The 24266-nt window shown below is 46.6% G+C and carries 17 protein-coding genes and 2 tRNA genes; 10 read left to right on the plus strand and 9 right to left on the minus strand.

The genetic code is table 11. From position 1 onward, the window contains the following. Nucleotides 1-66 precede the first annotated feature (66 nt). The 4 genes from rlmD to EL162_RS10240 form a co-directional block, all read right to left on the minus strand. A complete protein-coding gene (rlmD, locus tag EL162_RS03050) occupies nt 67-1551 on the minus strand; it encodes a 23S rRNA (uracil(1939)-C(5))-methyltransferase RlmD (protein WP_126330024.1) in 1485 nt (494 codons plus the stop codon). 59 nt (nt 1552-1610) lie between these two features. Next, entirely contained in the window at nt 1611-2384 is a 774-nt protein-coding gene (locus EL162_RS03055; RefSeq protein WP_126330026.1) for a 3'-5' exonuclease, read from the minus strand. Between the two features lie 77 nt (nt 2385-2461). Beyond that, nucleotides 2462-3370 (minus strand): cysteine synthase CysM, encoded by a 909-nt coding sequence (gene cysM / locus EL162_RS03060; RefSeq protein WP_375537705.1) that lies wholly within the window; start codon nt 3368-3370, stop codon nt 2462-2464. Between the two features lie 69 nt (nt 3371-3439). Next, nucleotides 3440-3574, minus strand: a complete 135-nt coding sequence (locus EL162_RS10240) for a hypothetical protein (RefSeq protein WP_259772338.1) — start codon at nt 3572-3574, stop codon at nt 3440-3442. A gap of 91 nt (nt 3575-3665) precedes the next feature. Here EL162_RS10240 and EL162_RS03065 point away from each other — a divergent pair, with 91 nt between their 5' ends. Further along, complete coding sequence (locus tag EL162_RS03065; protein WP_126331650.1) at nt 3666-6623, plus strand: hybrid sensor histidine kinase/response regulator; 2958 nt, start codon at nt 3666-3668, stop codon at nt 6621-6623. A 121-nt stretch (nt 6624-6744) separates the two neighbouring features. Here EL162_RS03065 and asd read toward each other — a convergent pair whose 3' ends face one another. Then, entirely contained in the window at nt 6745-7578 is an 834-nt protein-coding gene (gene asd, locus EL162_RS03070; protein ID WP_126330030.1) for an archaetidylserine decarboxylase, read from the minus strand. A 226-nt stretch (nt 7579-7804) separates the two neighbouring features. Here asd and EL162_RS03075 point away from each other — a divergent pair, with 226 nt between their 5' ends. The 6 genes from EL162_RS03075 to EL162_RS03100 all read left to right on the plus strand — a co-directional run bounded on the left by EL162_RS03075 (nt 7805) and on the right by EL162_RS03100 (nt 17971). Beyond that, a complete protein-coding gene (locus EL162_RS03075; RefSeq protein ID WP_126330032.1) occupies nt 7805-10087 on the plus strand; it encodes a FepA family TonB-dependent siderophore receptor in 2283 nt (760 codons plus the stop codon). Between the two features lie 232 nt (nt 10088-10319). Next, nucleotides 10320-12554: a FepA family TonB-dependent siderophore receptor gene (locus EL162_RS03080; protein WP_126330034.1), complete on the plus strand. Its 2235-nt coding sequence runs from the start codon at nt 10320-10322 to the stop codon at nt 12552-12554. Between the two features lie 189 nt (nt 12555-12743). Beyond that, entirely contained in the window at nt 12744-13877 is a 1134-nt protein-coding gene (locus tag EL162_RS03085; protein ID WP_170161402.1) for a cytochrome-c peroxidase, read from the plus strand. A gap of 179 nt (nt 13878-14056) precedes the next feature. Beyond that, nucleotides 14057-16573: a TonB-dependent receptor plug domain-containing protein gene (locus EL162_RS03090; protein WP_170161403.1), complete on the plus strand. Its 2517-nt coding sequence runs from the start codon at nt 14057-14059 to the stop codon at nt 16571-16573. A gap of 81 nt (nt 16574-16654) precedes the next feature. After that, the gene (locus tag EL162_RS03095; protein ID WP_126330040.1) at nt 16655-17521 is read left to right on the plus strand and encodes a DUF3025 domain-containing protein; all 867 of its coding nucleotides are present in this window, start codon (nt 16655-16657) and stop codon (nt 17519-17521) included. Nucleotides 17522-17524: 3 nt separating this feature from the next. After that, entirely contained in the window at nt 17525-17971 is a 447-nt protein-coding gene (locus EL162_RS03100) for a CopD family protein (protein ID WP_126330042.1), read from the plus strand. Between the two features lie 26 nt (nt 17972-17997). Here EL162_RS03100 and EL162_RS03105 read toward each other — a convergent pair whose 3' ends face one another. The 4 genes from EL162_RS03105 to gltX all read right to left on the minus strand — a co-directional run bounded on the left by EL162_RS03105 (nt 17998) and on the right by gltX (nt 20618). After that, nucleotides 17998-18678: a metal-dependent hydrolase gene (locus EL162_RS03105; RefSeq protein ID WP_126330044.1), complete on the minus strand. Its 681-nt coding sequence runs from the start codon at nt 18676-18678 to the stop codon at nt 17998-18000. Between the two features lie 78 nt (nt 18679-18756). Beyond that, a tRNA-Glu gene (locus EL162_RS03110) sits at nt 18757-18832 on the minus strand. A 76-nt stretch (nt 18833-18908) separates the two neighbouring features. Further along, nucleotides 18909-18984, minus strand: a tRNA-Ala gene (locus EL162_RS03115). Between the two features lie 125 nt (nt 18985-19109). Then, on the minus strand, nt 19110-20618 hold the full coding sequence (gene gltX / locus EL162_RS03120; RefSeq protein ID WP_126330046.1) for a glutamate--tRNA ligase: 1509 nt from the start codon (nt 20616-20618) through the stop codon (nt 19110-19112). A 308-nt stretch (nt 20619-20926) separates the two neighbouring features. Here gltX and rsmH point away from each other — a divergent pair, with 308 nt between their 5' ends. Genes rsmH through EL162_RS03135 form a run of 3 tightly spaced genes read left to right on the plus strand, consistent with a single transcriptional unit; the run spans nt 20927 to nt 24258 of the window. Further along, nucleotides 20927-21928, plus strand: coding sequence for a 16S rRNA (cytosine(1402)-N(4))-methyltransferase RsmH (rsmH, locus tag EL162_RS03125; protein WP_126330048.1), 1002 nt, complete (start codon nt 20927-20929; stop codon nt 21926-21928). Between the two features lie 21 nt (nt 21929-21949). Beyond that, entirely contained in the window at nt 21950-22294 is a 345-nt protein-coding gene (ftsL, locus tag EL162_RS03130; RefSeq protein WP_076554528.1) for a cell division protein FtsL, read from the plus strand. Nucleotides 22295-22296: 2 nt separating this feature from the next. Then, the gene (locus EL162_RS03135) at nt 22297-24258 is read left to right on the plus strand and encodes a peptidoglycan D,D-transpeptidase FtsI family protein (RefSeq protein ID WP_126330049.1); all 1962 of its coding nucleotides are present in this window, start codon (nt 22297-22299) and stop codon (nt 24256-24258) included. The last annotated feature ends 8 nt before the right edge of the window (nt 24259-24266 follow it).

Below are 24266 nucleotides of genomic sequence, written 5' to 3' on the forward strand. Positions count from 1 at the left end.
ATTAATAATGTGTAATTTAAAAACCTCATTGGGATAACAATGAGGTTTTTTAAGGTTGGCATGGGGTTAGTCTGTGATTTTTTCAAATCGAGCGATGCTCTCAACATGGCCTGTGTGGCTGAACATATCCATCACACCTGCGTGCGTCAGTCGATAGCCAGCGTCAATGAGTGCCTTAGTGTCTCGTGCAAGCGTGGCAGGATTGCACGAAACATAGACAATGCGTTTGGCGTTAAATTTTGGCAAATAACTCATGACCTCCCATGCACCTGATCGTGGTGGGTCAATCAGCAGTGCGTCAAATTGATTTTCGCCAGTTGCCCACGGCTGATGGCTAAAATCTTGGGTCAAATCTTGGGCATAAAACTTGGCATGACTGATGCCATTGGCAGCGGCATTCATGGCGGCACGCTCGGTCATTTCATTGCTGCCTTCAACACCAACCACAAAGCCTGTTTCGCCAACTTTTTTTGCCAGTGCAAGGCTAAAATTGCCCAAGCCACAGAACAAGTCTAGCACTCGCTCACCTGCTTGCAAATCCAGCAAATCACAAGCCAAAGCAATCATTTTGCGGTTTACCGATAAATTTACTTGGGTAAAATCCAGAGGAGAGAATTCATAAGTCAGCCCAAACTCTGGCAAATGATAAAACAGTCCGCCTGTTGGAGGCGTGGTCAATGAGCTGGCACGAGCATGGTCTGTGTCAATGCGATGTACGCTGTCTGAGCCTTTTGGTTGCAAAAACAATTGCCATTGTCTTTGGGCAAAAAATTCACTTAATTTTGCCAAATCATCATCAGACAGCGGTGCCATGTGGCGGACGATGACAGCGACTGATTTGGCACTGTCAGGCACATGGTCTAGGGTCTCACCCATTGCAACCTCTAGCTGTGCGATGGCATCTTTGGCTTGCAAGGTGGTGATGAGTGTTTTGAGATTTGTTATCTCATAACCCAGTCGCGAATCGAGAATATGACATTCTTGCAAATCTGCCAAAAAGTTACTGGCACGCTCACGAAAGCCGACCAATGCCGATTGTTTTTTGGCGACATAACGCACCCCTAGGCGAGCCTTGGTGCGATACCCCAGTCTATCCCCCACCAAGGGCGACAGCCAATGCTCTGGTGCGGTGCCTGCTTGATGTAGCAGCAGCTCCGCCAGTACCGATTGCTTAAAGCGAATCTGACCGTCAGGATCCCAGTGCTGGAGACTACAGCCGCCACAGCGGGTAAAATGGGGGCAGGGCGGCTCTTGGCGTTCTGGGTGGGGATTGGTGATGCTAAGCGTATCAGCTTCCTCAAAGGTTTTTTTGCTGCTGGTTACTTTGGCACAGACGGTTTCGTTTGGCAGTGCAAAGCTAATAAAGACTTTTTTGCCTGCCTTGTCGGGATTGTGCTGCGGGTTGTCTGCTTCATAGATGGCGACACCGCGGCCATCATGTGCCAAATTGGTGATATGAAAGTCAATCGGTGCTACCTCTGCCAAGCGTTTTCGCATACGGGCGGTTGGCCTGCCCTTTTTGCTGGGGCTTGCAATCAGTGAATGGGTCATAGTTTGCCTGTCGTCAGATGGGTCAAAAATTAATTGATTATTATAACATGGTTGTGATTTTATTGCCTGTCGTCCAAGAACTGCTGATGCCGAACGCTGCCATCATGATTGTACAATGTTGAGATAAACTGATAAGTATCTGTCATCAGTGCTTCATAGTCATCAAGACTTGCCTTGCCTGTCAAAATCAACCAACGCAAATAAATCAGCCAAGTATTGATAACATCAGCTTCGCAATAATTGCACAGTTTTTCCCACTCGCCTGCCTGCACCATTGGCACAACTTGCGAGCCGTCAATATCGCCCTTGCCAGCAAATCCACACAAGCTGGCAACGGTATCGAGCCTTTGGCGTTGATAGCCGTTATACAGCGACATTTTGTCCATCAGATCAATGTGCATATCGCCGTAGCGATACAGATAATCTGGTTTTTGGGCGGAGTTAAACAGCGAGGCAGCAGCGATTTTGTGGTGCATGGCACGATACATAATGACAGGAATATCAAAGCCCGAGCCATTCCAGCTGACCAAGGTGGGTTTTTTGTCAAACGCACGCAAAAAAGTGCTTAAGATTTCTTTTTCGCTCAAGTTCTCAAGCGAGAGTGATTTTAGGTGAAAATTTTGACCATCAAACCACAAAAACGACAAACAGGCAATTTTGTGCAGAGGCAGACGCATAAAGTCCGTGCCTGCTTCGGCTTGGCGTAGGGCAGTCAGGGCGGTTAGGGCATCGGCGTCATTTAGCGTGGCAATGTCAGGGTAAAGTCTTTTGCCTGTGGCAACATCGGGTATGGTCTCAATATCAAATACCAATATCGGCGTGTTGCTTAACATGACATCTCCTTGCTTGGTGGTTTGGATAAATTTGGCTAATTTGGTTTATGAAATGGGTTAATTTTTGAGTAATTGGGCTAATCTTTGATGCCAAATAGACCTGTGGATAGATAGCGATCGCCACGATCACAGACAATAAAGGCAATAACAGCGTCAGGGTTTTGTTGGGCGATTTGATGGGCTGCCCAAGCGGCACCGCCTGATGAGACTCCGCAAAAAATCCCTTCTTCTCGTGCCAGTTTTCGCATATAGTATTCGGCATCTGACTGATTGACATCAATGATGGCATCAACCAAACTGGCATCAAAAATTTTTGGCAGGTATTCACTTGGCCAGCGGCGAATCCCTGCAATTGACGAATGTTCATCAGGTTGTAGACCGATGATTTGCACGGCAGGATTTTGCTCTTTTAGGTATTGGCTGACACCCATGATGGTGCCTGTTGTCCCCATTGAACTGACAAAATGGGTGATTTTACCAGCGGTTTGTTGCCACAATTCAGGGCCTGTGGTTAGGTAGTGGGCGTTTTTATTATCGGGGTTATTGAACTGATCAAGCACCACGCCCAAGCCGTCCGCTTGCATTTGTAGAGCCATGTCTCGTGCTGCTTCCATGCCTTCTGCAACCTCAATTAAGGTCGCACCATAAGCGGTCATGGCATCTTTGCGTTCTTGGGTAGAGTTGGCGGGCATGAGCAGTGTCATCTTATAGCCTCGCATCGCTGCCACCATGGCTAGGGCGATTCCAGTATTGCCACTGGTTGCCTCGATGAGCGTATCGCCTGGCTTAATTTTGCCTCGCTGTTCGGCTTGATAAATCATATTAAACGCAGGGCGGTCTTTGACAGAGCCTGCTGGGTTGTTGCCCTCAAGTTTGGCAAGCAGGGTTGCACCGCTGTCTTTGCCCAAGTGCTTAAGCTCAACCAGTGGCGTATTGCCGACACATTCAGATAGGCTGGTGATTTGCTGGATAAAATTGGTCGTCATGGCCATATTCTCAATCAAAAATCATGGTGCAGATTATAGCATAATTGGCACAAGATATTCATACACTGTTCATACTTGAGCGTTTTTGAGATAATTTGCCAAGACAAGGCAGGCGATAGGTTTGCTTGATAAATGACGATTGGCAGCAAAATGTGCTGTTGGCTGACTTTGCCACCAAGATGGGTGCTGGCAAAAATGTAGCATGATGATGGCTTTTTTGTTATAGTGTGCCAAGCTGCCATACAAACCAGATGGCAGTGTGAGAGTATGGGTAACTGGGCGGGGCGAACAAAGCGTGCAAGATGATAAATTGTTTGGCGTAAAAAGTGCCTATGGGCAGCTGATTTTGTTGGTGTTTTTGCCAATTGTGATTCTGGCGATGGTTGGCTCGTATCTGGTGATGACAGAGACACGCCGTGCGATATTGTCAGAGCAAGACACGATGGCACAGGCGGCATTGGTGCGTTATGAGGCGATAGTCAGACCATTGCTTGAGGATATCAAGCGACAATCGGCACTTGATAATCAGGTGGCACAGATGGCGACCGATGCACTGCTGCAACCAATCGTGCCGCATGAGGTGATGACCAATGGCAAGGTGCAGACGGATAATTGGTTTGCTCAGTTGCAACAATCTGGCAGTCAGCATGTGCTGCGTGTGGCGGTGATGGACGGCATCGGTCAGGTGCTATTTAGCACAGGTGCACAGGCGGATTTGTCGTGGGGCAAGTTTGATTTACAAAGCAGACAAATTGCACGCGTACCAACCCCTGTTGGCATGGCGTATGGCAAATCTTTTGTGTTTGAGAATAAACGCTACTGGCTGGTGGTGGACATGGACAGCACGCCCTTGACCATCAGCTCATACCGTGTGGCATTGGCATTGACCATCACGGGGCTTACAACAATTTTGCTGCTACTGTTGATTCTAAATATCTACTCCAAACGCTGGATTGCACCGATTTATGAGATGCGTCTGTATCTACAAAAACTCAATGCACACAATCTCTCCAAAGTGCCACCGTTAAAGGCAGATGGGGAATTTGCCTTGCTAAAAGACGACTTTGTGTGTGCCATTGAGCGGCTTGAGAGCAGTTTTTCTGAACTAAAAAACCACGCCGAAGAAACTGAGCGAGATTTGCAGCAGGCGTTTGATGAGATGGAAATGCAAAATATCTCCATTCGCAACGCTCGTGATGCTGCCATCTCGACCAGCCAAGCAAAATCAGCATTTTTGGCAAATATCAGCCACGAATTGCGAACGCCGCTAAACAGTATTGATGGTTTTATCAACTTGTTGGCACGCAAAGCAAAACTGACTGGCGAACAAAATCTGTATGTGCAAACCATCAAAAAATCCAGTGCTCATCTGTTGGCATTGGTCAATGATGTGCTTGATTTTTCTAAGATGGAGGCAGGTAAGCTGGTTTTGGACAGCCATGACTTTGATCTGTATGCCACCGTCTATGATGTGGTGGATATGCTCTCGCCTGCGGCATTAGAAAAACGCTTGCGTCTTGCGGTGTTGTTTTATGATGATGTGCCGACCCAAGTTGTTGGCGATAGTTTAAGAGTGAAGCAAATCTTAACAAACCTAGTCGGCAATGCGATTAAATTCACCGATTCAGGTGGCGTGGTGGTGCGTGTCAGTTTGGCGGACAAGGCAAATTTTTTGCGTATCGAAATTGAGGACAGTGGCAAAGGGGTTAGCGAAAGCGACAAGGCACAGTTGTTTGTAAGTTTTGGGCAAGGTGATTTGTCGGTAACACGCCGCTATGGTGGCACAGGTCTGGGTTTGGTGATTTGTAAACAGCTGACAACCATGATGGGTGGCTCGATAGGCTTTTTTGACAATCGCAGCGAAAATATTGCCAACGCAGGGGCGACTTTTTGGTTTGAGATGCCAAGCGGCGTGCTTGAGCATGATGTTGCCCTGTCTGGCAGTGGCGTGCCGATACCTGCACAGATGCCCGAGCAGATTTTGGTGTGGATCAATCATGCACCTGCACTACAGGTATTAAAGGCGAGTTTGCTTGCCAGCAAAACCCAATTGACAGTAGCAATCGGCTTGGCGGATTTATTAGAAAAACTGGATAAAAATGATGCCAATTATGATTGGGTGATTGTGGATAATTTTGGTCAAGATGCCGCCAAAGATGATGTCGGGGCGATTTTGCGACAGATTCGCCAGCGATATCGTGGCAGCTTGGCAAGCTATGGTTATCAGGTGGGCATCAATGAGCAGCTGCTTGAGCGATACCAGACCCACGCACTGCACGAGCCGATGGACAGACGGCAGCTGTATGCGTTATTGTCCAACCAAAGCCAGATTCTAATGACAAACACACGCCAAGCGAAATTTGTCGGCAGGCGAGTTTTGGCGGTTGATGATCATTTGCCCAACTTGCTGGTGCTTGATGCCCTGCTTGGTGAGCTGGGGATTGAGGTGGTAACTGCCAGCAGTGGCTTTGATGCCATTGAAAAAATGACCCAAAGCATCACAGGGGCGATTGCACCGATTGATATGGTGTTTATGGATATACAAATGCCAAGAATGTCAGGGCTGGAGGCGACGATTGAGATTCGCAAGATAGAACAGGCTCATCTAAGCGAACCTGTGCCAATCGTTGCCCTGACAGCTCATGGGCTGGCAGATGAAAAGCTGCGTATGGTCAGCTCGGGGCTTGATGATTATATCAGTAAGCCCATCGGTGAGGTGCAGTTGGCACAAACCCTACAAAAATGGCTCAATCGCAGTGGTGCAGAGACAGAGCTGCCTACGATGTTATCCAGTCAGCCTGTCATGCTTGCTGAAATTTCGGCGGTGCAAGTATCCAGCAAATCTGCCAGCATTGAGACTGCCGAGCAGTTGCCTGATGTCGATTGGGCGGATGCGTTGGAGCGTTCGGCAAACAAGCCAGAGCTTGCCAAAAAGCTACTTGAGATGATGATTGATGGTGCCGATGGCGACAGACAGGCATTAGAGCGAGCGTGGGCAGATCGTGATCGTGCGACTTTGGCACAAATCGCTCATCGTATGGTTGGGGCGACACGCTATGCAGGCGTGCCAAGAATGCGTGCGGCTACCGAATTATTTGAACAAAAATGCCGTGCTGATATCGCTGCTGTCAGTGCCAGTCAGTTTATCGCCATGCGACCTGCTTATCGTGCGTTGATTGACGCACTAGATGCGTTGCAAGCGGTGCAGATAGATGTTGTTATCGGACGCTATCAGGGCGAAGGCTTGGGCTGATTTGGCTGTGGCGACAAGGATAATTGTGATTGACACAGGGCAACTGGAGCGGTTTGTCGAAGCCGAGCTGTAAAAATGCCACGCAGTTAAGCAACTGGTGGCAGGTGATTTGGCTTGATAATTAGCTGCTAACAAGACCTAAATGCTGCCCCATCATGACTTTTGTGCCATGTGCGATGTCGGCTTGCCATTGGGTATTTGCTGCTTTGGGCAGGACTATGATGGCGGTTGAACCCAAGTAAAATCTGCCAAGCTCATCGCCTTTTGATAGCGACAGCTCATGGGTGCGGTACTGAATGTATGGCGTGCGTTTGATTTTGCCTGTTGCCACTGTCTCAATACCTGCAACAATCATCGCACCGACCAGCACCACCGCAGCACGCCCAAACTCTGTATCAAACAAGCACACCAAGCGTTCATTGCGAGCAAACAAGTCAGGCACAGCATTGGCAGTGGTATTATTGACCGAAAACAGCGTGCCTGGCACATAGCGAGTGGCGATTAGTTTGCCAGCAAATGGCATATGCACACGGTGATAATTGCTTGGGGCAAGATAGATGGTTGCAAAGCTGCCATTGGCGAAATAGTTGCCGTCATCATAATCAGCGAGCAATTGACCAACCTCATAATCACGCCCTTTGGCTTGCAAGATGGCATTTTGCTGGATTGTGCCAATTTGCGATACTGTGCCATCGGCAGGGCAGATGATGCCACCGCTTGTGCCATCAATTGGGCGTGCGTTATCTTTTAGTTCCCGAGTGAAAAAATCATTAAAACTGGCATAATCACCCAGTGATTCTCGTGCATACTCGTCCAAAGTAATGTCATAGGCTTTGGCAAAGCTGTTGATTAAGGTGCGTTTGATGTGGCGATTTTCGCTGGCGGCAAGGTATCCTGCCAGCTCACTCAACGCCTGCTGTGGGACCAGGGTTTGGGCTAGGGCAAATAAATTCACAAGTGTATCCTGTTGGTTTTTGGCTATTGTAGCACAATTTATCATCACCGCAAACCAGTGCGGAGGCAAATGGTTGGTTGTTTTTCAAGATTATCTGCTGCTTGATTTGTTCTCATTTGATAATAATTATACTTTACAAAATAACACTGAAGCTTTATAATTGGGCAACTTGTATGCGTATTTATCAGCAAAACTTGCTTAGAGTTTGTTTGCTATGGAGAAAATCATGTCAAACTTTCAGCCAAAATCTTTGGCATTGTGTATTTTTGCCTGCATGAGCGGTGCAGCATTTGCAAATACTACAGAAGAAACAGCCAAAACCACCCTACCAACGGTTGTACTACCAACCCAAGTCGTTACCGCCGAAGCCCAAGTTAAGCAATCTTTGGGCGTATCAACCATTACAGGCAGTGATTTTGACCGCACGCCTGTCAAAAATGATGTTGCTGAAATCGTCCGCAAAATGCCGGGCGTCAATCTAACAGGCAACAGTGTCGGCGGTGCTAGGGGCAACAATCGCCAAATTGACATTCGTGGCATGGGTCCAGAAAATACGCTAATTCTCATCGATGGCAAGCCTGTCAGCTCAAGAAATTCGGTGCGTTATAGCTGGGGTGGTGAGCGTGATACGCGTGGAGATTCGCAGTGGATTCCAAGTGGTGCGATTGAATCCATTGAGGTATTGAGAGGCCCTGCAGCAGCTCGTTATGGCTCTGGTGCGATGGGCGGGGTGGTGAATATCAGAACCAAAAAAATAACTGATACGCCAACAGGCAGCGTCAGTGTATACACCAGCCAGCCCGAAAACAGCAAAGAAGGTGACAGTGTGCGAGTCAATGCCACTTTGAGTGCACCGATTATTGACAATAAACTGGGTATGCGTGTCTATGCAGGCTATAACAAGACTGACGCTGATGATGTGGATATCAACCCTGTGGTTAATGGCAGGCGTGCTGCTGGTCGTGAGGGCGTGATTAACAAAGACGCTGGACTGCGGTTGGCATACCAAATCAACCCAAACCACAGCTTGACTTTGGACAGCTCTTATGGTCGCCAAGGTAATATTTATGCAGGCGATACCCAGTCGAACGGCTATGATGCCGCCAATAATAACCCGATGACTCCCAACAGACGCACAGGCGTGCTGGAGGTTGATCAGACGGCTAAGCGAATTAACAACTTGGTTGGTGCAGAAACCAACACCATGTACCGCCAAAGCCATGCCATCACCCACGAAGGCGAATATGCCAACAATATCAGCAGCAAATTGATCGCCCAATATGATTATACTCGCAATTATCGTCAAGGCGAAGGCTTGGCTGGCGGTGGCGAAGGGGCATTTAACAGCGATGACAAGTTCACTTCACGACTAAAAACCAAACGCTTATCAGGCGAGGTGGTTGTGCCATTTTATGCTGCTGTGCCTAATGTCTTGACGGTGGGTGCAGAGTATGTCGGTGATGATTTTAATGATCCTGTATCAACCGTGATGGCGGACAGTTCAGGCTTGGTGCAATTACCGAGCAATCGTGCCGATATGAACTCACGCATTTATTCTGTGTATGCCGAGGATAATATCACGCTTGGCAATGATACCGATTTGGTTTTGGCACTTAGATATGACAATCACAACAAATCAGGGTCAAATTTCAGCCCAGCGATGAATATCACGCACAGATTGACCGATGGCTGGACAATCAAAGGTGGCATTGCCAAAGCCTACAAAGCACCCAATATGTACCAAACTGCACCGGGTTATCTGCTGTTTACGCGTGGCAATGGCTGTCCTGTAAACTACACCTATCAGGGCAATGCCTATAATTATGCGGCAAGTGGTCAGGCTACACGCATCAACAACTGCTATTTGATGGCGAACGAAGATCTTAAGCCCGAAACTGCCATCAATAGTGAGCTTGGTGTACAATTTAAGAATAACAAAGTTAATGCCAGCTTAACTTGGTTTAGAAGCGATTATAAAAACAAAATCGCCAGTGGCAACACTGTGCTTGGTCGCGTAACCAGAGGTCAAGATACCTACAATCTCTTGCAATGGGAAAATGTACCAAAGGCACTGGTGCAGGGCGTGGAGGGTAGCATTACTTATCGCTTTGATAAGGCAAGCTGGACAAATAATTTAACTTATATTATGGATTCTAAAAACAAAACAACGGGCAACCCACTGTCCATTATCCCTCGCTATACTTGGAATTCTATTTTGAATTATCAAGTGTCGGATAAGGTTGATGTTGTTGCCAGCTATACGCATTATGGCAAGCAAAAACCACGCCAATTCGCCGAGGGTAATATGCAGATTGATAGGGGGCTGGATTTGACCGAAGTGAAGGCGTACGGCATTGCAGGCATCAATGCAGGTTATCGCTTCAATGACAATATCAGTGCCAGAGTTGGTGTTGAGAATTTGTTTGATAAGCAGCTATTGCGTATCGGCAATCAGACCTACAACGAAGCGGGTCGCTCATATTTTGCCAGCATCAAATACCAGTTCTGATGCAAGTCCTAAAACCCAAGTTACAGCTTGGGTTTTATTTTTGCTGATTGGTTGGTTGATTTTGCAACACAGCTCATACGTGCCTTACCATGATTATTAATAATATTAAAAATTATTATCATATTGATAATAATTATACTTTACAAACATACAATCAGCTTTTATAATAATATCGTATCAGCTGGTTACAGCATTGTTGCAATTTTATGGATTGATGATTACTGGAGGATTTATGTCAAACTTTCAGCCAAAATCTTTGGCATTGTGTATTTTTGCCTGCATGAGTGGTGCAGCATTTGCAAATACTACAGAAGAAACAGCCAAAACCACCCTACCAACGGTTGTACTACCAACTCAAGTCGTTACCGCCGAAGCCCAAGTTAAGCAATCTTTGGGCGTATCAAGGATTAATCAGGCGGATTTGGAAAAACGCCCTGTGCAAAATGATGTATCGGAGATTTTGCGTACCATGCCAGGGGTGAACTTGACAGGCAATGCCGCAGGTGCAGCTCGTGGCAACAAACGCCAAATTGACATTCGTGGCATGGGACCAGAAAACACCCTAATCTTGGTTGACGGCAGACCTGTAACCTCACGCGGTGCTGAACGCTATGGTCGCTCGGGCGAACGCAATACGCGTGGCGATAGCAACTGGGTGCCAGCAGAAATGATTGAATCCATTGAGGTATTGCGAGGCCCTGCGGCAGCTCGTTATGGCTCTGGTGCGATGGGCGGAGTGGTGAATATCAAGACCAAGCCAACAACAGATGAATTTTTTGGCAGTGTTAATTATTATACCAATCAGCCCCAAGATGACAAAGAGGGGGCGACACAGCGAGTTGGGTTGTTGTTGAGCGGGCCGTTGATTAAGGACAAACTTGGTATGCGTCTGTATGCCAGCCAGAACAAAACAGATGCTGATGCGATGGATATTAATCCAGCCGAAAGAACCAACAATGACCCAATACCGCCATTGAGTGCAGGGCGTGAGGGCGTACGCAATAAAGACATTTCTGCTCGTATGGATTGGCAGATTAATGACAATCATAAGCTAAGTTTTGATACTGGGTTTAGCCGTCAGGGCAATATCTATAATGGCGATACGCAGTTTAATAATGCTGGTGGCACCGCAGATGGTGAAGCTTATACCAAATCATTAAACGGTGCCGAAACCGCTCGACTGTATCGCCAAAATTATGCAATCACGCACACGGCTCAATATGGCTGGGCTGATGGCAAAACGGTGCTAAGCTATGATCGCACCACCAACAGTCGCCTAAAAGAGGCGTTGGCAGGTCGCACCGAAGGCTCTTATGACAGCCGCAATCAAGGCTTTACAAACAGCGTGCTTAAGAATACGCGTCTGACCTCTGAGCTGAATATTCCGCTGAATTTTGGCTTTGAGCAGATGCTGACAGTTGGTGCTGAAGTGGTGCGTACCGATCTAAATGATGGTGCGTCTACCAGCCAGAATCTGTCTACCAATCGTCGAGGTCAGGCGGACAGTTATGACGGCATTCGCCAAGACCGTACAGGGCAGATTAAACGCACCAGCTGGGCGGTATTTGCTGAGGATAATATTGCTGTTGCCAAAGGCACTTTTGTTGTGCCAACTGTACGGTACAACTACAGCAGCGATGCAGGTTCGGTGGTTACAGGCGGTATTAATATTGCCCATAATATCACTGATAATCTGAAAATCAAAGGCGGCATTGCTCGCACCTACAAAAACCCAAACCTCTACCAAGCAAATCCTAATTATATGCTGTACAGTGCAGGCAGAAGTTGTCGCATTTTGCCACAAGGCACCCAATCTTGCTACTTGCTCGGCTCAGAGAATCTAAAGCCTGAAACCAGCTGGAATAAGGAAATTGGTCTAGAATATGCCAAAGATGGACTTAGAGCTTCTATTGCGTATTTTAATAACGACTATCGCAACAAGATAGTTGCAGGCACACAAGTGCTGGGCACAACAGCATTGGGTGCTGAGATTTTGCAGTGGGAGAATAGCAAGCAGGCGATTGTTGAGGGTGTTGAGGGTAATCTGACCTTGCCATTGGCACAAGATAAGCTGCGTTGGGTGAATAACTTTACCTATATGATGCAATCTAAGGACAAGGAAACTGGCAGCCCGCTGTCAGTGATTCCAAAATTCACCGTTAATTCTAGTTTGAATTGGCTGGTAACAGACAATCTAGATGCCAATCTGACTTATACACAATACGGTCGCCAAAAACCACGCACCGTGCCAACCACACCGCGTGAGCGTGAGGAAATGCGTCCAACCGAAGTGCCAAGCTATGGCATACTCGGGATAAATGCTGGTTACAAATGGAATGACGCAATCACTGTGCGAGCTGGTGTAAATAATGTCTTGGACAAGCAAATCAAACGCACCAACAGCGGTGCTAGAACCTACAACGAAGCGGGTCGCTCATATTTTGCCAGCATCAAATACCAGTTCTGATGCAAGTCCTAAAACCCAAGTTGCAGCTTGGGTTTTTTGACATTAACATTGGGTGGTGATCAGGTTTGCACCACAAGGAATGCGGTGTTGATTCATAATCCGAAGTAGTAACTTGGCAAACAGTAGAATTGGACGGACATTATCACCGATTATCCAGATTTGTCATGAATGGATAGCAAGCTAAAATCTATGTGTATGCAGTATGCGTGGAGCAAAGTGATACGGCAGATTGGCTGGCTGCTGCTTGGTTGGCTTGCCGTCATGACTCTTTGTGCTTTTGGGGCGTGGGATTATACCATTTGTCAGCATGAACAAGGCTATGACATGGCTTGTTTGCGTGAACAATATGCCAAACCAGTCAGCAAGTGGCCGCAGCCTGTGATTGACAAAGGTGTGGCGTGGCAAGAGTTAGCACCTGTGCCAAATCGCTTGTCAAGCAGTCTGTCGGCAAAGGCAAAATTGGGAGAGCGGTTGTTTTTTGAGACGGCGTTGTCTTTAGATGGTCAAATTTCCTGTGGCAGTTGCCATCGCCCAGAATACGCATTTGCCGATCCTCGCACTGTGTCTGTTGGCGTGCTTGGACGCAAAGGTGAACGCAATAGCCAGTCGCTTGTGCATTTGGGGCTTATGACAAATCAGGTGCAATTTTTTTGGGACGGCAGAGCCAAGTCATTATCCGAACAGGTGTTGTTGCCATTAACAAACCTCAATGAAATGGCAATATCGCTTGACAGTATTGATTGGCGGTTGCAAGAAGTGGGCTATTTGCCAAAATTCCGTCAAGTTTTTGGTCAGCAGGTGCAAGCGATAACCATTGAACAGTTCAGCCAAGCAGTGGTGGCGTATTTACAAAGCCTAACACCTGCACAGACCAGTTTTGATACAGTGCTTTTGGGCGATGTGTCCGCTTTTGATGACCAGCAGTTACTTGGTTTTCATTTGTTTCGCACCAAGGCACGCTGCATGAATTGTCATTTTGGGCAAGCAATGAGCGATGGCAAACTGCACAATCTGAACCAAACTTTGGCAGGCAGTGCTTTTGCTGATTTTGGTGCTTATGCCATCACTGGCAACAGTGCCGATTTTGGCAAATTTAAAACACCATCTTTGCGTAATTTGGCACAAAGCAAGCCATGGTTCCATCATGGGAGATTTACCAATCTTGAGGGCGTGGTTGAGATGTACAATCAAGCCATGCCTGAACGGTTGCCAAAATCCGCACCGCCTTTGGCACGCCAAAATCATAAAGATGCTTTGATTGTACCGCTTGGGCTAACGCGTCAAGAACGCAAAGCAGTGGTGGCATTTTTGCTGACTTTATAAAATCAAATAATCAAAATTATCAGTTTGCGTAGATAAATTACGCATACAAACTGCAATTTAAATAAGAAAAATTAACAAATAAAAATATTTGTCAAAATTGTTGACATATTTTACAAAATAAATAATAATCATTATCCATAAATTTCTTGTTATTATTTATGCTAATTTGGGATAATAAAATGAAAAGCAGTTTGAGCTTACTTAGTGCATCAATTATGATCTTGATGCCCAATTGGGCGAATGCTCAAGAGGTAGCGGCAGAAAAAGCAGCACCACAAACTACGGGCATAGTGCCAAGTGTTGTCCTGCCAGCGGTATATGTTTCGTCAGTGCCACGCCAAAATGATATTGGGCGTACTTATTATGATGCCGAAAAACTACAAAATACCCCAGCAATCAATCGCACCATCACCGAGATGCTCAAACAACATCCCAATGTGCAGTTTGACCGTGCAGATCAGGCGGCTGGCACTCAAGGGGAGATTTTTGCCACTGATTTTAGTATTAATGGTGCATTGCAGTATGATAATCAGATTTTGTTAAATAACGCCAGCATTGCCAATGAAATCAACCCTGTTGGCGGTGATAACAGCTTTGCGGCGGATAAATTACCAGGTTCGGCACAAACAGCAACCATCAATACAGCGTTATTATGCGAGCTTAGCGTATTAGATAGCAATGTATCAGCAGAATATGGTGGTTTTGTCGGCGGTGTGGTAAAGGCAAAAACTTGTGTGCCTAAAACCGCCACAGGCAAAATATACGGTAAAATCAGCTACGATTATACCAGCAGCGACTGGACCAAATATAACTATGTCAATGCCAGCGAGCTTGAGGATTTTGACAAAAATAACAATATCAACTATCAAAAAGATTTTAAAAAGCAAGGGCTAAGTGCCACTGTTTATGGCAAGCCAACCAATAATCTTGGTCTGTCTTTATCATTATCACGCCGTCTGTCAGATATTTATCTAAAAGCCAACCTGCCCGATGCCAGAGCGTATAACCAGCAGCGGACTGCTGATAATGCCATGCTTGATGCCGAATATCAGATTAATGCCAACAACAGCGTCAAGCTGAATCTGTCATATACCAATAATGGCTCGCTAAGATATCAGCCAAATGTTGCTGATAGCAAGCACACGGTTGATCAGCAAAATTACATTGTGGATTTGTCGTTTAGTCATGATTTGCCGAATTTTCAACTAAAACACGCTTTGGTGTACAAGCAAGAAAAACAGCAACGCAAAGTTAGCTCTGATGAATACATATCATGGCGAAAATCCGCCGCTAAGGATTGGGGCGTGGGTGCTGCGGTCAATGAGGGTACAACAGGCACACCGCTTGAACAAAATGGCAACAGCTGGCAATATCAGCTCAAAGCTGCCTTTAATCCTTATGAAAATGGTAGGTTTAGCCATCAAATGACTGTAGGTGCCAGCCTGAATCAGCAGCAGGCAGATTGGCGGCGTACGAGCGATTATTATTGGTATTTTATTCCTGAAATTAAGGGAGCGAATGGCACGGACTGCCAGCGTGCGGACGGCAGTATTGATAAATATTGCGACAGCACTTATGAGCGTAACAACAAAACCGTTGGTCAGTACCATACTCGCCGCACCTATTATCAGGCAGGTGCGATTAATCTCAAACAGCTTGGCTGGTCGGCGTTCACGCAGCATAAATTGACATTTGGTCAGCGGCTTGCTGTCAATCTGGGCTTAAGATACGATGATGACAATATGACCAAAAAAGCCACCATTGCACCGCGTTTTCATTTGACTTATCAGCCTTTTGCTAATTCAGACTTGGCACTAACACTGGGGGCAAACCGCTATTATGGGCGAAATGCGTTTAATTTATCGTTGCAAGACGGCATTAAGAATTTTGCTTGGGATCAAAGACGCACAAATTTAGATGATAATTGGCAAACCATTGGTAATTTGACAGGTGCTAGAATCGCTCGCAATGCCCTAAAATCACCATCTACAGATGAATATGTTGCAGGTATCACGGCCAAAGCATACAACACAAATTGGCAATTGCAATACACTCGCCGCAATTATCAAGATCAGATACGTCAGTATCGTGTCAGCACCACGCCGCTGGTTTGGGCTTATGATAATTTGGGCAAAAGCCAATCGGATATTTATAGCCTAAAGCTAACAACCGCCAAGCCACTAAAGTTATTTGGTGGTGAGCATCAGTTGTCTGTGGGTGGCAGCTATACCAAAACTTTGCGTAATTTTAATGATTTTGATGATTCCACCTTGCGAGACGATCCTTATGTATTGTATCAAGGGCGTGTGATTGAACATACCGATTTGCCAGCTGTGAATTACAATCAGCCGTGGCGTGCCACTTTGAACTTATACAGTCGCTTTAATCGCTTTAGTCTAAATAATCAGCTTAGCTATCGTGCTGGACAAATTGGTCTTGCCAACTCAACCCTGCCAATTGATAAACAGTTTGATTATGCAGGTTCGGTGGTGCGACAAGAATACAGCAAAAAACGCATGGGTGGCACGGTTAAGTGGGACATGAATGCTCGCTATGAGTTTGGTGGCGATTATCAATTGGCATTTGGCCTAACTGTCAATAATCTGCTCAATCGCCGTAGCCAATACCTAGGTGGCAGCACGGTGCGTTCCGAAGTTGGGCGACAGTATTTAGCACAAGTGGATTTTGTATTTTAATTGGTTGAAATTTACACCGATAGGCTCGTTTTGTTAATCAGCTTGGTGGTATAATGTCTTATATTTGTACAAGATAAGACCATGCCATCAGTTGATTTTGCTTATTTATTGCCACGCACCGCTTGCCTGCCTGTGCATTTGCGTCCTTATGCTGATATTCATCATGCCTTTGTTGATGACTGCCCGACCTTTTTGGCAGAGTGGCTTAACGGTTATTTTTTGGCAAATAATATCACGCCAAAGCTCCACGCCACCGCCACGCCCCTGTCATTTGTCAGTCAAGATGATTTGCCACATGGCACAGCGTATGAGGCTTTTATTCACAAATATGCCAAAATTCCCACCAGAGACAATCTGCATGATTGGTTCGGTGCTTGCGTCTGGGCAAAATTTCCCAAAACAAAAGCCTTATTAAACGCCAAACACATAGCCCATTTTGATGCGGTGGATAGTGGCAATGGCCGCAATCGTGTGCGTGATACCATCACCGTATTTGACGAAAATGGGGCAATCATCGCAGTCAGTGATGATGAAATCGGCAGCGAAATCGCAGATGCTTTGGTGGGGTTTGATTGGCAGACTTGCTTGGTAAAGAATCGCCAATATTGGCACAATCCTGATATTGCCAAGCGGTACACTGGGGCAAGGGCGTTTATTTTTGGCCATGCCTTGCTTGAGCAAATGCTCAATCCCTACAAATCATTATGTGCCCATACGCTGATTGTGCGTGTGCCACAAGTCTTTTTTGCCAAACCGCTTGCCATGCAATTGTCGATGCTTGATGAGCTGCTGTGCGATCGTCTTGATAAATTTTTGGTTGCAGGTGTAACGCCACGACAGTTTAGCCCTTTGCCGATTTTGGGCGTGCCGCACTTTTGGGACAATGCAGATGCCGCGTTTTATCAAGACGAATTCGTTTTTCGCAAGGGTCGGCGACATCAGAGGTGAATTATGTATCGGATATTGCTTATTGTGCATATTATTGCTGCCAGCATTTGGGTGGGCGTGCATCTGTATTTGTTTGTGCGATTAATGCCACGCTTTGTGCGTAATCAAGATGTGGCAGCTTTTTTGCAATTTGAAAAAAGCTATGAGCCGCTTGGGCTTTTGGCACTCGCCGTGCAGGTGATAACAGGGGCGTATATGCTCAATGCAATGGTGCCAATGTCGCAGTGGCTGGCACCGTTGGGGCAGCTTGGCGGGCTGATTTATGCCAAGCTGTTTTGGCTGCTATTGACCATCATCACCGCTTTGCACGCTCGCTTGCGAGTGGTGGCACGATTTGAAAAGGGCGTGCATGATGCCAAGACCATGCGTCTGATGATGGTTCATGTGGGACTGATTTGTCTGTGGGCGATTGCGTTTGTTGTAACGGGCGTGGCGTTTCGGTTTGGGTAGAGCTTGATTTTTGCCAATCTTCCAGCCTAAACCATACCCCTTGCTATTTTGGTGATGGCACGCACAAAATCACCATAAGGCGGTGCTTTGTAGCATAGGGCGGCAATCAAGCTGTACAAGCCAGCGTACCAAATCAGCTTGTCTTTTTCGATAAATTTCATCGCCGTGCCAGCGGATTTTTTGAGCCTTAGTCCATAAACATTGACGCTGTAGATTTCATCGAGTGCCAAATGCACCATCGCTCCAATAAACAGCATCATACCAAATATCCAGCTGACAAAGGCGGTTAATTTTAATCCATAAAATGCACCATAAACCACCCCAAGTGCAAAGACTGCCATATAGGGCACAGAATGCACCATGCCACGATGAACCGTTAAGCGACTAAACAACTCGGTCGCCCCACGCATAATCACAAACCCAATCGCCCAGATGAGCAATGAATGCAGCAGCAACTGACCAGATTGGTAGCGATTGGCATAGATGATGGTAATCAGCGTTGAGCTGATGAGCGATAGTGTAAAAAAACCTTGTTTGGCAGGCTTGGAGCTGTCAAGGTCGATATCAGGCAGCAGACTGCCCAATGTGCCAACCATCACGCACAGCACCGCAGTTGTCAGACCATAAAGCTGAAAATAAAACCCCAAGCCAGCAACAGTACTGCTAATAATCACGCCAGCGGTTAAGTGTGTATTAAAATTGGCCATGATTCACCAAGCAAACTTGTACAAACAAAAAAGCCAGTCAAATCAGACTGGCGTTTTGTTCTTTATTAAGAAAATAAGTGGCATCCCATAGGGGATTCGAACCCCTGTTACCGCCGTGAAAGGGCGGTGTCCTAGGCCTCTAGACGAATGGGACGCAAGAAAATTTGCAAATATTGCTGCAAATGAAATGCAAGAAATTGCCTAGGTGCTTACATTTCATACTAAGCATCTGGTGGAGCTAAGCGGAGTCGAACCGCTGACCCCTTGCATGCCATGCAAGTGCTCTACCAACTGAGCTATAGCCCCATGCTTAATGACTGCGTATTATACAGCATAATTTTTAGCTGTCAAGCATTTTTTGTAAATTTTCTCAATTTTTATCGCCAAGATTTTTGCCTGTTCAAGCGATATCTGGAGATTATGGCACAAGGCTATACTGCACCGTCCGCCAAAAAGTTTGGCAGGGCTTTGTTTTTTTCCTCAAGTTTTTTGAGTTTTTTCTTGCCAAGTCCGCCCAGCACTTCGCAGGCGTGTCTTAGGCGAGCCAAAGTCATGTCAGCACCGATGATGGCCATTGAGTTCATGACAGGCGTGCTGGCAGTACTGCCAGCAATGGCAACAAAAAACGGCTGCATGAAGTCTTTGAGCTTGATGTCAAAATGTGCCGCCAAGGATTTCATGATTTGATAAATATTATCCTCAGTCCATGCTGGCAGGGCTTCTAGTTGCCAAGTTGCCAAATACAAAATCTCAAGAATCTGTTCGCCATCAAGCGTTTTGTGGGCAAAATCTTCGCTGCTGATATCGGGTAGATTTTGAAAATAAAATCCCGCCCAATTGATTGCATCGGATAATAAATTAATGCGTGGCTGAATCGCCTTGGTGATGGCGGTCAGTTTTTCGTCATCATTTGCCCAAGATAACAGTGCATGCTTGAGCGTTGCTGTGTCCATTGCACGCAGGTATTCGCCATTTAGCCAGTAGAGTTTTTCGATATCAAATACAGGGCCGCCAAGCGAGACGCGTGAAATATCAAAACTGGCAATCATCTCATCTAGGCTGAATTTTTCTTGTTCGTCAGGCAGGCTGTAACCCATGCGACCCAAGTAATTTAGCAGTGCCTCAGGCAATACGCCAGCATCACGATAGTAGGTGATGGAGGTGGGGTTTTTGCGTTTTGACAGTTTGGATTTGTCAGGATTTCTAAGCAGTGGCATATGGCACAAGACGGGCATTTGCCAACCAAAGTATTGGTACAGCAATTGATGCTTGGGTGCAGAGGGTAGCCATTCTTCGCCACGCAGCACATGGGTGATTTGCATGAGATGGTCATCAACCACATTGGCAAGATGATAAGTAGGCATACCATCTGTCTTTAGCAGAACTTGCATATCCACTTGCTCCCAAGGAATCACCACCTCGCCACGCAGCATATCGTGAATGGTGCAGACCCCTTCGCTTGGCACACGCATACGAATCACATAAGGCTTGCCTTGTGCGACCAATGCATCGGATTCTTCACGGCTAAGATTGGCATAGCGTCCGTCATATTTGACAGGCAAACCAGCAGCCAATTGTGCCTCACGCATTTGGTCAAGCTCTTCTGGGGTGCAAAAACAGCGAAAAGCATGGCCTTTGTCCAGCAGTTCTTCGGCGTATTTTTTGTAGATTTCGCTGCGTTCACTTTGGCGATAAGGAGCGTGCGGCCCACCGATGTCAGGGCCTTCAGACCAGCTTAGCCCAAGCCATTTTAGGGCGTTTAGAATCATTTGTTCAGATTGACTGGTTGAGCGAGTCTGGTCAGTGTCCTCAATACGCAAAATAAACTCACCGCCCATTGATTTGGCAAAAGCAAGATTAAACAAGGCGATATAAGCGGTGCCAACATGAGGAAATCCTGTCGGACTGGGGGCGATGCGAGTGCGAACTGGTCGTGTCATATGATGCTCTTAACTTTCAACTGAAACAATAGATAAGGTGCTATGATAGCAAATTGGCACTATTTTTGGTAGAGTTTGGTGCAAACTGTGCAAAATGTGGCAAAATTTTGGCAATTGTTGAAATCTCGTAACAATCTAACACAAAAAATTGCGACAAATTCCCCACAAATTCATCATTTACTGCTAAAATAGTAAGGTTTTAGTTTTGTAATAGTTTATGATTATTTTGACTGATAAGTCAGTTAATTTTTGATAAATTATTATCTAAAATTTATTAATCAATTTGCACAAAATCACAGTGAACAACCATGAACGATGTCAGCTCAATCACTACAGCAAGCGATATGCCAAAGCAGTTTGTGCATACGGCTGTTTTGCTTGATGAGACGGTGGCGATGCTGTTAAATATCAAAAAGCTGACAGAGCTGGAGCTGGCATCGGTATCAGGTGTGTATGTTGATGCAACTTTTGGGCGTGGCGGTCATAGTCGCAGGTTGCTTGAATTTTTGGACGAATCAGCAAGGCTTGTGGTGTTTGACAAAGACCCAGAAGCAATCGAAGTTGCCCAAAAATTGGCGGCGATGGATTCGCGAGTGCAGGTGGTGCATGACAGTTTTGCCAATGTTGCCAAGGATTTGGACAAACTGGGCATTGGCAAGATTGATGGGTTGATGGCGGATTTGGGCGTGTCTAGTCCGCAACTTGACGATGGCAGTCGTGGCTTTAGCTTTATGAAAGACGGGGCGGTGGATATGCGTATGGATACCACCCGTGGTGAGCCTGTGTCAGCGTGGCTTGCACGCGTGTCGGCAGACGAGCTGGCAGATGTGCTGTATCAGTTCGGTGAGGAGCGGCATTCACGCAAGATAGCTCGGGCAATCAAGGCGATGGACAGCTATGATTCTACCTTGCAGCTGGCTGAGGTCATCAAGCAAGCTCACCCAAACTGGCAAAAAGGCAAGCACCCAGCAACCCAAAGTTTTCAGGCGATGCGGATTTTTATTAATAATGAGCTTGGCGATGTTGATGCCTTGCTTGAGCAGAGCATTGAACTGCTGGCAACAGGTGGTAGGCTTGCGGTGATTAGTTTTCATTCGCTTGAGGATCGCCGCATTAAGCAGTTTTTGCAGCGGCACAGTCGTGGCTATTATGACGAAGAGCAGCATTTGCCGATTGTGCCTGCTCGCCCAAAGTATTTTGCCAAGCCCAAACGAGTAGCACCAACGCAGACAGAGATTCACCAAAATCCCAGAGCAAGAAGTGCGTGGTTGCGTGGTGCGGTGCGTAGCGATGAGCCAGCGGTGCTTTAAGTAACGATAATGAGCAATATTATGAACAAAAATCATCTGTACGAAACTGAATCTGCACCTGATATGCGTCAGCTGTTGCGTTTGGTGCTTGCTGTTTTGATTGTGCTGATTTTTGCAACGGCGATTTTGATTGTCAAACAAACTCAAGCAAGGCATCAGGCGTATATTGAGCTACAAAAACTCAACCGAGAATTAACCAAGCTAAAAATTGAAGAACAGCGATTGATGATTGAGCAACAAACCTTCAGTGCCACACCACAAGTTGCCCAGCGAGCGGTAACTGAGCTGGGAATGTTTTTTCCCAATAATGACAATCGCCGTGTCATTGCCCCAAATGCCAAGCCATCAAGCCAAGCAAGTGAGTAAAGATGAGCAAATCAACCAAAAAACCAAAACTAGGCTCGGCAAGTGTTACCGCACCTTTAGAGCGTGATACGCAGAATAAAAAAAGATCATGGTGGTCGTTTGGTGTAAAAAAACGCACTGGGGCGAGCTTGGTTGGCGGCAAGCAAGACGCACGCAGATATTTGCTTGTGTGGTTGATTATGGCACTGGCGATGTTTGTGCTTATCGCACGAGCGGCTTATTTGCAGATTTTTAATGCACAGTTTTACATTGACAAAGGCGATGAACTCATCACCACAGTGCGTACCGAGCCGAGTTATCGTGGGGTGATTACCGACAGAGCTGGTGCTCCTTTGGCGGCAAATGCTCCGCTTTATACGGTGTTTTTTGATCCTTATGCGTATGCCGAAGAATACTATCGCTTGGTTGCTGATATGAACAGCACCAAAAAAGATGCCGTCAAGCAGCGTACTTTGACAAAATTAAAAGACATGGATTTGGTCAAATTGGCAGCGGCGGCCAACTTTCCTTTAGAAAAATTGCAAGCAGCGGTAAAAATTGACCCCAAATTGGACGCCAGTGATGACAAAAAAGTCCAAGCAGCACTACCAAAAGGTGCAGGCTCACGCCGTTTGGTCTTGTTAAATCGTGTGTCGCCCGAAATTGCCGAATCGGTCATGCAGCTTGAGTTTTTTGCGGTTGGGCGAGAGCAATATTTCCAACGCTATTATTTGCAAGCCGAGCCAAATGCACAGATTTTGGGCTTTATGGGGCAATCAAGCGATGGCAGTGGCTATATTGGGCGTGCTGGTATTGAGGCAAAATACAACGAGTTGCTCGCTGGCAAAGATGGCAAGGTTTTAACTTTGCGTAGCAGAGGCAGTCAGGTCATTCAAGAAATTGAGCAAATTGAACCGCTTGTCGAGGGGCGAGATATCAATCTGACCATCGACTCACGACTGCAATATGTCTTGTATAAGGAGCTTGAACAGGTTGGGCGATTGCAGTCGGCTCGCTCAAGCTCTGGCATGGTGGTTGATGTTAAAACGGGCGAAGTGCTGGCAATGGGTTCGTGGCCGTCATTTAACTCAAACAATCTGTCCGAGCGAGACGGTGCCAATGAACGCAACCGCCCCGTGCTTGATGTGTTTGAACCTGGTTCGGTAATGAAGCCATTTACAGTGGCAGCAGCCTTAGAATCTGGCAAATACAATACCAATTCGGTGATTGATACATCGCCGGGCAGTGTGTCAGTTGGTGGTTATACCATTCGTGATGGCGGTAATTATGGCGTGATTACGCTGGACAAATTAATCCAAAAATCCAGTAATGTTGCCTCAACCAAAATCGCTCTTAATTTGCCGACCAATGCCATTGCCAATATGCAGATGAAATTTGGCTTTGGTGCCAAGACAGCGTTGGACTTTCCTGCCGAATCTGCTGGCAAAGTTATCGTCCCTAAAGACCGTGAGCTATCACGCCGTGCAACCTTAAGTTATGGTTATGGACAGCAGGTAACTTTGGCACAGCTTGCCCAAGCCTATGCAGCCCTTGGCAATCGTGGGCTAATGTATCCGCTGCGTCTGGTAAAGGATCAGCCAAGCAAAGAGCCAACCCAAGTCATCGGTGCCCAGCATGCAGAAGCGGTTGTGCGTATGATGGAGCTGGTAACAGGTGCAGGCGGTACAGGTCAGGCTGCTGCCATCGATGGTTATCGTGTTGCTGGCAAGACAGGTACCAGCCGCCGTACCAATCCACAAGGTGGATACTACACCGATCAGCATCGTGCGATTTTTGTTGGTGTTGCTCCTGCGTCCAACCCAAGGTTTGCAGTGGCAATTTTGGTGGAAGATCCACGCAGACAGTCCTATGCAGGACAGGTTGCAGCACCTGTATTTGCCAATGTCATGAAAGAGGCGTTGCGTCTTTATAATGTGCCGTATGACAAGCCGCTTCGCCAAGCGACACAGGCACCTTTGTCATAGTTTCAAGG

It is taken from the genome of Moraxella cuniculi (assembly GCF_900637105.1).
Lineage (GTDB): Bacteria > Pseudomonadota > Gammaproteobacteria > Pseudomonadales > Moraxellaceae > Moraxella > Moraxella cuniculi.

Coding starts and splice junctions, on each gene's coding strand:
- EL162_RS03095 (WP_126330040.1), top strand. CDS start 16,655: ATGCCATCAGTTGATTTTGCTTATTTATTGCCACGCACCGCTTGCCTG.
- rlmD (WP_126330024.1), bottom strand. CDS start 1,551: ATGACCCATTCACTGATTGCAAGCCCCAGCAAAAAGGGCAGGCCAACC.
- EL162_RS03105 (WP_126330044.1), bottom strand. CDS start 18,678: ATGGCCAATTTTAATACACACTTAACCGCTGGCGTGATTATTAGCAGT.
- EL162_RS03055 (WP_126330026.1), bottom strand. CDS start 2,384: ATGTTAAGCAACACGCCGATATTGGTATTTGATATTGAGACCATACCC.
- EL162_RS10240 (WP_259772338.1), bottom strand. CDS start 3,574: ATGCTACATTTTTGCCAGCACCCATCTTGGTGGCAAAGTCAGCCAACA.
- cysM (WP_375537705.1), bottom strand. CDS start 3,370: ATGACGACCAATTTTATCCAGCAAATCACCAGCCTATCTGAATGTGTC.
- EL162_RS03075 (WP_126330032.1), top strand. CDS start 7,805: ATGTCAAACTTTCAGCCAAAATCTTTGGCATTGTGTATTTTTGCCTGC.
- gltX (WP_126330046.1), bottom strand. CDS start 20,618: ATGACACGACCAGTTCGCACTCGCATCGCCCCCAGTCCGACAGGATTT.
- rsmH (WP_126330048.1), top strand. CDS start 20,927: ATGAACGATGTCAGCTCAATCACTACAGCAAGCGATATGCCAAAGCAG.
- ftsL (WP_076554528.1), top strand. CDS start 21,950: ATGAACAAAAATCATCTGTACGAAACTGAATCTGCACCTGATATGCGT.
- EL162_RS03090 (WP_170161403.1), top strand. CDS start 14,057: ATGAAAAGCAGTTTGAGCTTACTTAGTGCATCAATTATGATCTTGATG.
- EL162_RS03100 (WP_126330042.1), top strand. CDS start 17,525: ATGTATCGGATATTGCTTATTGTGCATATTATTGCTGCCAGCATTTGG.
- EL162_RS03080 (WP_126330034.1), top strand. CDS start 10,320: ATGTCAAACTTTCAGCCAAAATCTTTGGCATTGTGTATTTTTGCCTGC.
- EL162_RS03085 (WP_170161402.1), top strand. CDS start 12,744: ATGTGTATGCAGTATGCGTGGAGCAAAGTGATACGGCAGATTGGCTGG.
- EL162_RS03135 (WP_126330049.1), top strand. CDS start 22,297: ATGAGCAAATCAACCAAAAAACCAAAACTAGGCTCGGCAAGTGTTACC.